The following is a 13730-nucleotide window of genomic DNA, read 5'->3' as shown; positions in this document are numbered from 1 at the left end:
TTATTCCTAAGTCGGTAACGACCTTTCTTTTTGGAATTAGAAAATATTTGCTTAAACATTTAAACAATTTTGGTATGAGTAAAATTTGTACATCCTTCTTGGTATGTTCTCTTGTGATTATGGGCTGTAAGTCCCCGACTCCCATTGAATCAGACCCGAATATCTTGGTCAAAGATGGTTTTGTAGTCGAAAAATTATACAGTCCAAGTGATATGGACCAAGGGTCTTGGGTGTCCATCACCAAAGATGATAAGGGGCGCTTTATTACCTCGGACCAATATGGAGCTTTATACTATGTTGAGGTGCCAGAAATTGGTTCGAAGGAAAAAATTAAGGTTGATTCCATTCCCTTGAATATAGGCAATGCACATGGACTTTTATGGGCATACAATAGTCTTTATGTAATGTCCAATTCGGATAATCAGGAGGAAAGCGGCTTGTATAAAATAACGGACTCGGATGCCGACGGCACCTTGGACAAGGTAGACTTTTTGTATCAATTTGTGGGTCGAGGCGAGCATGGTCCCCACGGAATCATTTTGGGTCCAGATGGATATATTTACATGTCCGGAGGAAACCATACCCTCTTACCAAAAACCTATAATTCCATTCAGAAACCTCTATGGGAAGAGGACCAACTTTTTGATGCCATTAAGGACCCCAGAGGTCACGCCAATGACGTGATTGCTCCTGGAGGTTGGGTTGCAAGAACCGATAAAGATGGTAAGGAATTAACCGTTATTGCAACTGGCTTTAGAAATGCCTATGATCTGGCCTTTAATACGGACGGGGAACTATTCACTTTTGATTCGGATATGGAATGGGACATGGGGTCCCCTTGGTACAGGCCCATTAGAGTTTGCCATATAACCAATGGTTCCGAATTTGGTTGGAGAACTGGATCTGGTAAATGGCCCGCCTATTACCCTGATAATGTACCAGGTATCGTAGACATAGGACAGGGCTCACCTACAGGAGTCTTAGCTGGAAACACTTTAGACTTTCCTGAGTATTATAAAAACGGACTTTTTGTATTCGATTGGAGTTTTGGTACCATGTATTATATTTCTATGACCCCGGATGGTGCTACTTATAAGGGCAACAAGGAGGAGTTTTTATCCGGAGCCTCATTACCTTTGACCGACGGAGTTGCCGGGGATGACGGCGCTATGTATTTCCTTACCGGTGGCAGAAGATTGGAATCCGGAATGTATCGCGTTTTCTACAATGGAGAGGATAAGGGCAAAGAGATGGTGGACAAGGCAATTACGGAAGAACAAAAACTTAGAAGAAAACTGGAATCGTTTGCGTCCGGGGTAAAAGGAGATTTAGATCTTATTTGGTCTTCCTTACAAGACGAGGACAGGCGAATTAGATACGCTGCCAGGGTAGCCTTGGAATACCAAGATGTAGAAATAATTGAAGAAAAGTTAGCTGATGAAAGCAATCCTTCAGCGGTAATTCAAAGTGCTATTGCATTGGCAAGAATAGGAAATCAGGAAAATAAGGAAAAGGCCATGGATAAATTAATGTCCATATCCTTCCCTGACTTAACAGCTAATCTAAAAACAGATTTTATAAGGGCATGCAACCTATTATTTACTAGAGGTGATTTTAATAAAAATGTCAAATCCGAAATATCCAAAAAATTAGATCCCCACTACCCTACTCCGAGCAATCAGGTAAACCGGGAATTGGTTCAGTTATTGGCCTATGTAGAAAATCCAATGGTAGTACCAAAAACAATGAAGTTATTGGACACTTTGGCCCAGACCAAAAAAATAACGACCATAATAGAAAAAGATGTAACGGGGCGTAGCGAGCAATATGGAGGAACCATAGAGCGCATGAAATCTAATACACCTCCTGCAGAGCTAATACATTATGTAAAAGCGTTAAGTTATGCACCCAATGGCTGGACCAAAGCGTTAAGGGAAAAATATTTCACTTATTATTCCAGACTATTCGCTGCCAACGGAGGTGAAAGTTACTCCAAGTTCTTATTAAAAATAAGGGAAAATGCCTTGGTGCATGTACCACAGGCCGAAAAGGATAATCTATTGGCTTTATCCGGTGAAGAATTAATTCAGTTGAACAGTACGGATTTGGCCGACCTTCCACACCCTAAAGGACCTGGTAAAAACTGGTCCACTTCTGAAATAGTTAAACTTTACAATTCTGCCGGAGACAATGGGGATTTGAAAAACGGTGAGGATATGTACAAAGCGGTTCTTTGTAGTTCTTGCCACGGCCTTAATGGAACGGGTGCCAGTATAGGTCCCGATCTAACACAGGTAACTACGCGTTTTTCCCCTAAGGATATTGCTGAAGCAATTGTTGATCCCAACAAAACCATTTCTGACCAATATGAGGCGGTTGAAATAACCATGAACGACGAAAAGAGCCATTGGGGAAGAGTAATACATGAAAGTATTGATACTATAATCATCAATGAAAACCCGTTAAACCCAAAACAACTTACAAAGTTGGTCCAAGCCGATGTTAAGAAGAAGGAAGTTTCCAAAAGATCGGCAATGATGCCTTCTCTATTGAATAGGCTGAATGAACAGGAAATTATTGACCTGTTTTCTTTCTTAAAATCACAGGCCAGGAAATCCGAACTTCAGTAATTATTGAACATAGGCAGGTAATTGCTAACAGACTGTTGATTAGTTTTTATATATGGTCCCGATTAATATCGGGACCATTTTTTTTGCCATATAAAATCATTAAGTACCTGATACTTAATCATCCCAATTCATGTTCAGCGCGAAACAAACTCAAAATAATTCAAAACCTATGAAATATTACTAATTACTATTCCTACAAATTTCTAGACCTTTGTTTAGTTTAACACCCCAATATCTAATAATATGAACCAATCCATTAATTTCCGAGGAATAATTGGCTGCATTATTACGTTATTCTTCTGTTCGTTGTCTGCCCAAGAAGCTAAGACCTACGGGGACCCCAATAGTTACGAAAACAGCAAAAGAGCTGACAAGTATCAACAACTTATAAAATTGGGGTATAAGGAAAACGAAATATGTGAAGACTTAGGCAATGCTAACTTTTTGGTCGAAAATTACCAGGAAGCCATATTTTGGTACAAAAAATTAATTGATACAAACCCCAGTACCACCGTAAACGCAAGTTATTATGAAAGATACCTCTTCGCGCTTAAAAAGATAAGATCTACGGTCCCGGAAAACACTTCCAAGGATAAGGACTGGCTTGCCCACATTAAAGAAGACTATCAAATAAACAAGAACACTGTTGAAAGTAACACTGCTCCTGAAAAGGAAAGCAAATATCGGGATTTCAATTTTCAACAGAGCCAAGAATCAGTAGTGTCCCAAGAACTGACATTAAAAGATTTAGGCCTGGAAAATGAGTTGGCATCCAATATTGAGGATAAGGAAAAGTTTAAATTTGCTTATAATGCTCCAATAGCAGTCACTGAGGATGGGCGTACTGCCTATTTCAGTAAGGCCGTCTATACAAAACCACTATATGGGGTCCTTTCAAAAAAGGAATTGGTACATAGAATATACAAGGTCAATAAGGTAAATGGGAAATGGCAAAACATAAAGGAAGTTGCTTTGGCACCCAAACATTACTCTACCATTCACCCTACTGTTTCGCCAGATGGAAAAAGACTATTCTTTGCCTCCAATATGCCAGGCACCTTTGGCAAGTATGACATTTACGTAGCGGACATTCAAAGAGACGGCTCTTTTGGTTTGTCTAAAAATCTAGGTCAAAAAGTAAATACGGACGACAATGACCTATATCCAAAGATAATAGGGGGTTCTTCCCTAGTTTTTGCGTCCGAAGGCCGACAAGGCCTAGGAGGACTTGATGTATACATGGTGCAGGTTGATCATAAAAAGGTAGGTACCTCAGTTAATCTAGGAACGGACATCAATAGTATTGAAGATGACTTTTCAATTATGCTAACAGGAAAAAACGGAATGGGGTACGTAATGTCCAATAGAGGTGAAAGTAAAAGCAATCCTCAACGGGTAGCATTTACCTATTCCAAGGAAAAAAGAGAAAGGTTATTGGATAAAAAACAATTCAATATTTTGGAATCGATCAATGACAATTCGCAAATTAATTATTCAAATACTGTTTTTGAGGAATAAAGCCATGATATTTATATACATTAAATTAATTCGACAACCTTTGGCAGAATAAAACTATGATAAACTAACAGTAGGAATTTACTTACAAAGTGGTAATTTGGTCCTCAGTAATTTTTGGACTAATTCTAGTACACTTTTCTGAAGCCCCGACCAGGTTCGTGGTCAACTTAAGATGAAGGATCCAAGCTAACCGAGAGACACCCATATATGATTATAAGGAACACATTATGATCGGAATAACATAAATCTCCCCCCTTGGATGAACCGCAGAGTTGCCATATTTAACAAGGTATACTTCCTTATATTTGTTTGCATTCTGCTGTGCGAAACCACTCTTTATTGTCAAGAAATTAATTCGGACTTTAGTTCTACCACATCCTATCACAATCAATTGGTATTCAATAGATTCCTGATTCATCCTGCCTTCTCAATGGTAAGGGAAAATAAATCTTACCTAAATATTCTACACAGGAACCAATATGCCACCTTTGCGGATAACAACCAGAATTACTTTTTAGGGTTCAGTAACAAAATCAGTGAAAATGCCGCAGTTGGCCTCGGAGTATATACCCATTTGGACGGTGTTATGCAAGAATTTGGTCTCAATGCCAACTATGCCAACTCAGCAAGGTTAAGTCGGAAAAATTCTTTGACTTTTGGAGTAAATATTACCTACATAAACCAGGGAATAGATAAGAATAGGGTAATTGCATTAGAGAATGACCCTAAAATATTGGATGCCAGAAAAGAAACTAAGTTGTCCGTTCAACCAGGGATAGCCCTTTCACTAGGTCAAATTGATTTTGGCTTGTATGCGGAGAATCTTCTCAGTTATAATCAAACAACAAATAGCATAATCACAGAATTTAGTGAAAAAACCTTAAAAGCATCACTCCAATATACCTATATAGTAAACGCTCGCCGAGGGTTGTTTTCCGAAGCTAGAATTATGCCTCTCGTACAATTGCATAGCAAGGAGGAAGCCAATTTTTCCTTCATGGGCTCCCTAATGGTAGATCTGCCGGAATATGGTTGGTTACAGACCACCTTGGACAACAGATATGGATTATCCGCAGGTCTTGGGTTCAATCTTGGCAAAAAGATATCTATAGGGTATGTATTTGAAAAAAAGTTTTTGGAATATGGGGCCAGCCTTGGCTGGAATCATGAAATAACCCTAGCCTATACCTTTAAAAACAACACCTCCCCTCCTAGGAATTACATTGCAAAATCCCGTTCCAAAAAGCCCTCAAAACCCAAGTATGACAAAATTGAGGTTCAAAACAAGAGATATGAGGGACAAATTGCCAAGTTAAACGCTAAATTAAAAAAAAGCGAAACGCCACAATCAAACGTGCCTTTTAAGAACCAATTGGCATCCAATGATTTACCTCAAAAAAAAGGTTCTGGAGCTCAGATGCTTAGGTTATCAGATGAAAATAATGATTGTGATTGTCAAAATTCACTGGCGTATGAAAATCATCTTCTATTAAAAGAACTGGTCAAAAGTAAAACCGCCAATGACCATGTTATCAACCTCACAGTTAACACAGGTACTACTGGCACCACTGCCAATACCGGTTTGACTGAAACAAGTGATGGATGCCAAAATACCCTTGCCTATGAAAATCGATTAATTTTGGATGGATTGATCCTAAGACAGGACTCCTTGGAGACCGCAAACAAAAGGGAGATCGAAAAAAGGTTCGATATGCTTGTACACATTATAAAGGATGAAATAAAGCACAATATGAAATCCGATCTTCAGAAATCAAACAATGCACAATACGAAACAGCTGTGACCGATATTCAAGAAAAAACAATCTACCGTATAAATAATGCCGAACACAAAAAATATGCAAAATTACCTATTAGGTTGGAAAAACAGTCCGATGTAGCTGGCGTAAAATCTGGTTATTATTTGATAGCCAATGTTTATAAGAATAGAGAAAACGTAGATTCCTTTATAAACGATCTAAACAGGCAAGGCGTTAACGCCAAGCAATTTTTTAATAAGGAAAATGGGCTGTACTATGTATATTTAGCTGATTTTAATAAGAAAAACGACGCCGAAATGGCCTACACCTCTGATTTGGACGGAAAGTATCAAAAAGATAAATGGATCATGCAGGTTTATAACAACCCCGTTACCGCCGAGAACTTGTACGAAGACGAGGATCAACTCAATGACCGTTTCGAATAATATTTATCCTTTTCTGTATGCAATGAAACAGACAGTCCCTATGAACACCTACCAGAGATTATAATCAAAGTAAAAATAAGCGAACACCACTACCCCAATATTTCATTTTAATCACCTTAAACTGTTTCCTCCATTCCAATTTCGCCTGTTCAAAGCAAAAATTTCAAGATAATTATTTTTCCCAAATAGTAAAATACAATTTAGTTGACTAGGATTCAATGCCTTAAATATCCAATCAGAATATATCAGTAAAAAAGACATTTTTTTATTAATAATTCATAATAAGCCTTTCAATTTTATTTTGTAGGAAAATACATCGTTTTAATGTAGGTTTGTTGAAAATAATTTCTATATTTAACTTTTATTAACATAATTTTAAGTTTTGAAATCAAAAAATTGCAGTTAACACATAATATTTAAGAAGACCTACACTCTTAAAAAGCAGGTTAATGCAATGTAAAATATTAATTAAAAAATAAAACCAAAAGAGAAGTTGTAATTAGTATAATCCCAAATCCCCAAACCATGAATTCTTATATTAACCTAACAAGAATGCAAAGGCAATTTGCTTGCATTAATGCAAAGGAAAACTTAGCCCCTCTAAGTCCTATTCCACAACACTTTACTTCAACTAAAAATAATTACCCTACATTTTTTATAGGTGAATTACTCTTCAGAAATGCATATGGGCAGTGCTGAGCATAGAATTTAAAGTATGTCTGTACCAAAACCCTATTATGAATCATTTGGGTTAATCCCCTTTTATGTTGTAGTAGCAATTTTTGTACAATGACCAAGGTCAACTATGATTCGGTAGTTTGGTTGAATCATGGCCATTATCCTATAAATAAGCACAGTGTACAAACTAGAATAGATTTTGTCCAATTCTAAATCAAAAAATGCATTAATAAATATCACTAACCCCAAAAAATTATGAAATCCAATGTTCTAAAGATTATTGTAATAGATAACGACCTGACATTCCACGAGGCGTACCAATATTATTTTGAAACTTATAAAGATTATTCCCTTGAAGGAATATACGTTTCCGTAAAGGATGCCCTCCTGGATTACGACAATGTTCTGCCCGATATTATTGTTTCCGAAGTTTCCATGCCTGATGGTTGTGGCATTGAAGGAATTGGACATTTTCGAAAAAAGGATTCCAAGGTTAAAATTATCATGGTAAGTGCCGAAAGTGATTTCGAGATCGTAAAAAAGGCATTTAAAAATATGGCGAATGGCTATCTTACCAAACCTGTAGGCATAAACAGTTTACATCGTGCATTGAATGCCATAAAATACGAAGGGGCTACAATAAGCAATGATATTGCCAAGAAAATTATTTCAATGTTCCAAAGAAAGTCATATGCTTCCTTTTCAGAAAGGGAAAATGAGATAATCGATTACTTAAGTCAGGGAGCAACCTATAAAACAATTGCCAATAATTTATTTGTTACCCCAAGCACTATAAATTTTCACATTCAGAATATTTATCTAAAACTGAATGTAAACTCAAAATCGGAGGCCCTGAACAAATTAAGGGAATTGGAACATTCCGCAAATTTAATTTAAACGAATCGTCTTTATATGGTTAAATAACTACTCTTAAATTTATCGGTAATTCTTTCAGGGAGCTTTAAACAAACATAAGCTTCTGACGGTCTCATATTTAATAGCTTATTTTATTCTTTAAGTGGTGAAGGTTGGTTAAAGCCAATTTCCCTGAACATTAGTTGAAAAGTATCTCTTTATCCATAAAATGTAAAAAGGTGCCCTAAAGCACCTTAATATCCCTTATGCTATGTTATTCCTTAAGAATTCATAGCCGATATAATGAATTCCTTAAATTCTTTTGAAATAGGAATCAGTGTATTGTTAATCAGAATATCCTTGGAGTTAATGGCATCAATATGATCCACATTAACGATGTAGGATTTATGTGCCCTATAAAATTTTTGTTGCGGTAATTTCTCCAAATAATCCTTGAGTGGGGAGCGTACCAAAAACTTTTTATCTACTGTATTTACTTCCAAATAAACGTTGTCCGCCTTTATGAACTGTATATCCCCAAACTGAATTCGATAATACAAATGTTGCTTTTTAACGAATATAGAATCCTTCAGTACTTTGTTGGACATTAACCTATCATCTTCCTGTTCCTGACTTTCTCCTGCGCCGTTATTTTTAACGGAAATAAAGTTTGATAGTGCAATTTCAATAGAAGTATACAAATCCTGTTGTTCAAATGGTTTAACCAAATAGCCATTAGGCTTTACGGTCTTGGCATTTTCAACAGTGGCGCGATCTGAATTTGATGTTACAAAAATAAATGGGATGTTATAATTTTCCCGGATGTGCTTGCCCAGGTCGATACCAGTTTTATCCGAGGCCAAAATTATGTCGATCAGTACAAGATCTACTTCTTTATTTTTTAAAACCTCTACTGCCTGTTCGTAAACAATAACATTGTCCACGATTTCGTATCCAATCTCCTCCAACATCGATTGCATGTCATCTGCAATAATGACGTTGTCCTCTACAATAAGAATTCTAATTGGTTGTTCCAAAGTGTATTTATTTGATTGGTTATTAACTCAAAATTACGAAAAATTATTATAACTAAAATAAAAGAGAATTGCCAATAAAAAAGTACTGAGTGCCAACTTCTTCAATTCAGGGTCAAGTAGAACCATATCCTTCTGATTCCACATTTTATTCAGATGTATAAATATAGGTACAAATGCCAACAAATGAATTGTATTTTTCCAATTATGGAAATTAACGATGGTAAAGGCCAACATACTAATAAAACTCAATAATATGAGCAGCGCATGATATTTTTTTCCGTTTTGTATGCCCATCTTAACGATCAAGGTATTTTTATTGGAAAGCTTATCCGACTCATAATCCCGTAAATTATTAAGATTAAGTACCCCTGTACTTAATAATCCAATTGCTATAGCCGGAAAAACGGGCATTACATATAGTGTCTTAGTATAGAGAAACATTGACCCCAGTACCCCGAGCAATCCAAAAAACAGGAATACAAACAAATCACCCAAGCCTTTATACCCGTAGGCCGAAGATCCAATAGTATATTTTATGGCCGCCCATATACTCAAAATTCCCAATGCGCCAAAAATTAGACTGAACAAAAGGTTTTTAGTGCCAAAGGAGAGGTATAATAGGGAAATAACCAAAATAGCGCATACAGCAATTGAAATTATAATACCCTTTTTAAGTTCAGTTCGAGAAAGTTGGCCACTTTGAAGAGCGCGCTTAGGTCCTACCCTATTTTCATTATCGGTGCCTTTAACGCCATCGCCATAATCGTTGGCAAAATTTGAAGTAACCTGAAAAGCCACGGTAGTTAATAGAGCGAAAACAAAAATATCCCAATGGAATTGGCCATACAAACTTCCGAGAGCCGAACCAACCACTATTCCGGACAAAGAAAGAGGAAGTGTCCTCAATCGGGCCGCACTAATCCAAGCTTTTATTTTAGGCAATTTAATATGGGTCTTCTATTTCTATACGCTTTCCTTCTTTGTAGGAAGCAACGAAAGCATCCTCAAAGCCCATTTTAACCAATTGAAACCTGAAGGATCTAGCTTCTTCCAGAGTTTCAAAATTACCTAAGGAATAAGAATAGAAGGGATTGGTTTTTGCAAAAATCGTATTGCTTAAGGACTCCGAAGCAAGGGTTATATTGTTGTCTACAAAGGATTTAACCTGTACAGAATAAATTTTTTCTTTATCCAAAAACTTCTTTGCCAGATAAAACTCCTTTACTAGGCTAAGTTCTTCATTCTGCTCCTTAAGATTATCAATCCTCGCTTTAATAACATCCAAGCTATCTATAGATACCAAGAGATTATTTCTGAGATTATTTCTATTTTCAAAATTGGACGACCTTATAAATCCAGCATTATAGGAGAAAACGGCCAAGGTTCCAATTAAAAAAAGTACGGTAACACTGCCAAATAAATTGCGCTGAATCTTACTTCGCTTTAATTCCTTGTTCTTATATTTTATTTGATCCAGTAGACGCTCATTAATAATTTGGGCCTTGTCTATGTCCTTATGCAATTCCAATAAATCACTTTCCTCTATGAATGGCATAGTCTTAATTGTTTAGGGGTGAGTTCTAAAAGTAATAAAAATAAATCGACTAATTAGCTTTTTAAACTTGCTTGTTGTAAAAGTAATAGTTTTTGTTGCAAAACGACAAATAATTAAAGCTAAAAATCCTTAAAATATTGAACTCCATTTATTTAAGGTCCTTTAATTAAACCAAGTCATTTTATATTAAGCGAATGCTATCGGGCTTAATTTCTATTTTGCGCTCTTTGTACAACGCGCCTATACCCTTTTTAAATGTCTTCTTGCTCATCTGCAACACTCTCTTAATATCCTCAGGATCAGATTTGTCGTGTAAATTTAAGACCCCGCCATTGGAAACAAGTTTTTCATAAATTAGATTTGCCGCCGGCTCCAAACTTTCATACCCAATAGGCTGCAAGCTAACATCTATCTTATTATCCGGTCTAATATTCTTGATGTATCCTTTTAGTTTATCCCCTATGGCTACTTTTTTAAAAACTTCATTGGCGTAGACCAAACCTTTGTGCTTATGGTTTATAATTACCTCCCACCCCAGATCGGTGAGTCTGGTAACCACTAAATCTACCTGGTCCAATTCACTCACCGTTAGGTCATCATTGGATAAAAACCTATCCAGTTTATTGGAGGCTACCAACCTATCCGTTTTTTCGTCTAGATAACAGTATACAACATACCATTGACCTTCTTGCATTTTATTGCGCTGTTCACGAAAAGGAACCAGTAAGTGCTTTTCCAAACCCCAATCCATAAATGCTCCGTATTCATTCACTTCGGCCACCTGAAGTAATTGAAACTGATCAACGGTGACAAATGGTATTAATGTGGTGGCCACAATTCGCTCTTCATGATCCAAATAGCAAAAAACATCTATATGGTCACCAATCTCAAATTCTTCCGGCACATATTTATTGGGCAGCAATACATCATTATCTTCATCATCACCCAAAAAGAGACCTACAGTAGTATCCCTTAATATTTCCAAATTATTATATTTCCCAAGTGCTATCATAGCGCAAAAATACGCTTAAAAAGAATCTTTTAAAAAAAAAGCCGCTCTTTTTAAAAGGACGGCCTGTAGATATAATTATATATAGATTCTATTTCTTATAAACAGATTCTTTTTTGAAGTGTTTTGCCAACATATAATAAACAACAGCTCTGTGTTTACTTTTAACGGAACTACCGTATTTATCCGTTACGCTCTTTATAGCATCCATTAATTGGGGGCTATCATTCAAGCCAAGTTTTTTAATTAAAAAGTTATTTTTAACCGTTTGCAATTCCTTGTCATCCGAACCGGAAACTTTTGAAGCATCCATATTATAAATAGATGGTCCCAATCCAATAGTGACCTTGGTCAATAAATCCATATTTGGTGTTTCTCCAAATTTATCCTTAATGTCTTCTGCATATTTTTCGATTAATTCGTCTCTTTTGCTCATAGTTTTGAATATTCTTAATGATTAGATTTATTTCCTTCTAAGATATAAAATCAAAATAACTAAGCAAAATTTTGTCATTTAATAATCTAGGGGTTTTAATTTCCAATATTTTTGGTTTTTCGGACTCCTTATAAAAATCAACAAAGGCATTTTTTAAGTCCAATTTATTTGAAACAGATTCAAAACCAAACTTATACATTTCAGCAAGGGACCTAATATCAATATTATGCGTTGTCTCGAAGAAGGTATTAAAATTATTGCTATCCTCTTTTCCCGGTAAGATTCTAAAAATGCCTCCTCCGTTATTATTGATGACTATTATCCTAAAATTCGGTTTTATATAATTATTCCACAAAGCATTGCTATCATATAGAAAACTTAAGTCGCCGGTCACCAACAAGGTGGGATTACTATCATAAATGGAAGCCCCTAAAGCAGTTGAAGTACTTCCATCTATACCACTAGTGCCTCGATTACAAAAAACACTGATAGAGGGATCCAGATCGAACAGTTGTGCATACCTAACCGTAGAACTATTGGACAATTGTAATTGATAATTTTTGGGAACGCTGTCCAGCACATTATGGAAGACCCACATATCCGAAAATGCTATTTGCTCCAGGTACTCTTTTCTTCTTAACTTATATTGAACCTTTTTACCGGCCCAGTATGCATAATAACCACTTTGCATGGAAGAACTACCATCCAAAAGATATTTGAAAAAATCATTGGGATAGGTTTTAAAATGCTTGGTTAGACAAAAAAATGTGTCGTTCGCCTTTTTAACATCAACATGCCAGTGCTGTAAAGGAGAATACTCCCTTAAAAAAGCTTTTATTTTTTTTGAGACAATTAGTCCTCCAAAAGTTAGAACAATTTCAGGTTGTAACTTTTTAAACAATTCATCCTTGTTCCCTGATTTCTCTATAGGAGCTATGATACTGTCAATATTGGGAAAAAAGTGGGGATGAAATAGATTGGATGTACTTTCTGTCAATACAATAACCGACGGGTCATTCGCCAGAATTTCCAAATACCGCTGTTCTACAATATTTGGCGGATTTACACCAACCAGAATCATTTTTCGGGAGGCGTTTTGCCAAGTTTCAAGGTAATCTTGCCCTTCCTCTCCACCACCTTTTTCCTGGACTTGAGTAAAATTAACTTCCGGTATAGGACCGGAGGAGTCAACAGTTCCATATAAAGGCTCTTCAAAAGGTATGTTTATATGTACCGGTGTTGCATTTGAAAAGGCCATAGACAGAGCCTTGTCAAGTTCTGCATCATTATACTTTTGTACCAGATTCTGGGATTGATCTAAACCAATATGTGTTAATTGATCGGGATCGTATTTCCTTATTCTATCGGTTGCATGACATACATCCTGCTTAAGATTTGCAGAATAACCAATGTGGTTTTGAAAAACATTCTCCTGCCTAATGGTTTGTCCATCCCCTATATCCACTTTATAGGTGGGCCTATCGGCAGAAATAACAATTATGGGAATATCACTATAGAAAGCTTCTGCAACTGCAGGATAATAATTTAATAATGCGCTACCGGAGGTGCACAAAATCACAGTAGGTTCCCCGAGCTGTTGAGCTATACCCAAGGCAAAAAATGCGGCACAACGCTCGTCCACAATACTGAAGCACTTAAAAAAAGGATCTTCCGAAAAGCTTAGGGTCAAGGGCGCATTTCTCGACCCTGGAGAAATAATTATATTTCTTATGCCCCTTGCTTTGCAATGATAGACAACTGACCTTGCGGAGGGAATACTGGAATATTTCATTACTACAAAAATACAAC

General features: G+C 36.4%; 10 protein-coding genes. 4 read left to right on the top strand and 6 right to left on the bottom strand.

The window, feature by feature from the left end; all coding sequences use genetic code 11:
- Positions 1-74: 74 nt before the first annotated feature.
- The 4 genes from MWU78_RS08125 to MWU78_RS08110 all read left to right on the top strand — a co-directional run bounded on the left by MWU78_RS08125 (position 75) and on the right by MWU78_RS08110 (position 7926).
- Positions 75-2630, top strand: a complete 2556-nt coding sequence (locus MWU78_RS08125; protein WP_246996793.1) for a c-type cytochrome — start codon at positions 75-77, stop codon at positions 2628-2630.
- Positions 2631-2873: 243 nt separating this feature from the next.
- Positions 2874-4148: a cell envelope biogenesis protein OmpA gene (locus tag MWU78_RS08120; protein WP_246996791.1), complete on the top strand. Its 1275-nt coding sequence runs from the start codon at positions 2874-2876 to the stop codon at positions 4146-4148.
- 259 nt (positions 4149-4407) lie between these two features.
- Complete coding sequence (locus MWU78_RS08115; RefSeq protein ID WP_246996789.1) at positions 4408-6351, top strand: PorP/SprF family type IX secretion system membrane protein; 1944 nt, start codon at positions 4408-4410, stop codon at positions 6349-6351.
- Positions 6352-7284: 933 nt separating this feature from the next.
- The gene (locus MWU78_RS08110; protein WP_246996787.1) at positions 7285-7926 is read left to right on the top strand and encodes a response regulator transcription factor; all 642 of its coding nucleotides are present in this window, start codon (positions 7285-7287) and stop codon (positions 7924-7926) included.
- Positions 7927-8165: 239 nt separating this feature from the next.
- Here MWU78_RS08110 and MWU78_RS08105 read toward each other — a convergent pair whose 3' ends face one another.
- The 6 genes from MWU78_RS08105 to menD form a co-directional block, all read right to left on the bottom strand.
- On the bottom strand, positions 8166-8921 hold the full coding sequence (locus MWU78_RS08105; RefSeq protein ID WP_187587327.1) for a response regulator: 756 nt from the start codon (positions 8919-8921) through the stop codon (positions 8166-8168).
- 33 nt (positions 8922-8954) lie between these two features.
- Positions 8955-9863 (bottom strand): 1,4-dihydroxy-2-naphthoate octaprenyltransferase, encoded by a 909-nt coding sequence (gene menA / locus MWU78_RS08100; protein WP_246996785.1) that lies wholly within the window; start codon positions 9861-9863, stop codon positions 8955-8957.
- A gap of 1 nt (position 9864) precedes the next feature.
- A complete protein-coding gene (locus MWU78_RS08095; RefSeq protein ID WP_246996783.1) occupies positions 9865-10476 on the bottom strand; it encodes an SPOR domain-containing protein in 612 nt (203 codons plus the stop codon).
- A gap of 181 nt (positions 10477-10657) precedes the next feature.
- On the bottom strand, positions 10658-11488 hold the full coding sequence (locus MWU78_RS08090; RefSeq protein WP_246996781.1) for a S1-like domain-containing RNA-binding protein: 831 nt from the start codon (positions 11486-11488) through the stop codon (positions 10658-10660).
- 88 nt (positions 11489-11576) lie between these two features.
- Positions 11577-11921: a DUF2853 family protein gene (locus MWU78_RS08085; protein WP_246996779.1), complete on the bottom strand. Its 345-nt coding sequence runs from the start codon at positions 11919-11921 to the stop codon at positions 11577-11579.
- 37 nt (positions 11922-11958) lie between these two features.
- A complete protein-coding gene (menD, locus tag MWU78_RS08080) occupies positions 11959-13713 on the bottom strand; it encodes a 2-succinyl-5-enolpyruvyl-6-hydroxy-3-cyclohexene-1-carboxylic-acid synthase (RefSeq protein ID WP_246996776.1) in 1755 nt (584 codons plus the stop codon).
- Positions 13714-13730 lie beyond the last annotated feature (17 nt).

This window comes from Arenibacter sp. F26102 (genome assembly GCF_023015865.1).
GTDB lineage: Bacteria > Bacteroidota > Bacteroidia > Flavobacteriales > Flavobacteriaceae > Arenibacter.
Note: the sequence above shows the minus strand (reverse complement) of the source record. Positions and strands in the feature narration are given on the sequence as shown.

What these genes read in the sequence shown, in the direction of transcription:
- MWU78_RS08125 (WP_246996793.1), top strand. Translation starts at nt 75, where the DNA reads ATGAGTAAAATTTGTACATCCTTCTTGGTATGTTCTCTTGTGATTATG.
- MWU78_RS08090 (WP_246996781.1), bottom strand. Translation starts at nt 11,488, where the DNA reads ATGATAGCACTTGGGAAATATAATAATTTGGAAATATTAAGGGATACT.
- MWU78_RS08085 (WP_246996779.1), bottom strand. Translation starts at nt 11,921, where the DNA reads ATGAGCAAAAGAGACGAATTAATCGAAAAATATGCAGAAGACATTAAG.
- MWU78_RS08120 (WP_246996791.1), top strand. Translation starts at nt 2,874, where the DNA reads ATGAACCAATCCATTAATTTCCGAGGAATAATTGGCTGCATTATTACG.
- MWU78_RS08095 (WP_246996783.1), bottom strand. Translation starts at nt 10,476, where the DNA reads ATGCCATTCATAGAGGAAAGTGATTTATTGGAATTGCATAAGGACATA.
- menD (WP_246996776.1), bottom strand. Translation starts at nt 13,713, where the DNA reads ATGAAATATTCCAGTATTCCCTCCGCAAGGTCAGTTGTCTATCATTGC.
- MWU78_RS08110 (WP_246996787.1), top strand. Translation starts at nt 7,285, where the DNA reads ATGAAATCCAATGTTCTAAAGATTATTGTAATAGATAACGACCTGACA.
- MWU78_RS08115 (WP_246996789.1), top strand. Translation starts at nt 4,408, where the DNA reads ATGAACCGCAGAGTTGCCATATTTAACAAGGTATACTTCCTTATATTT.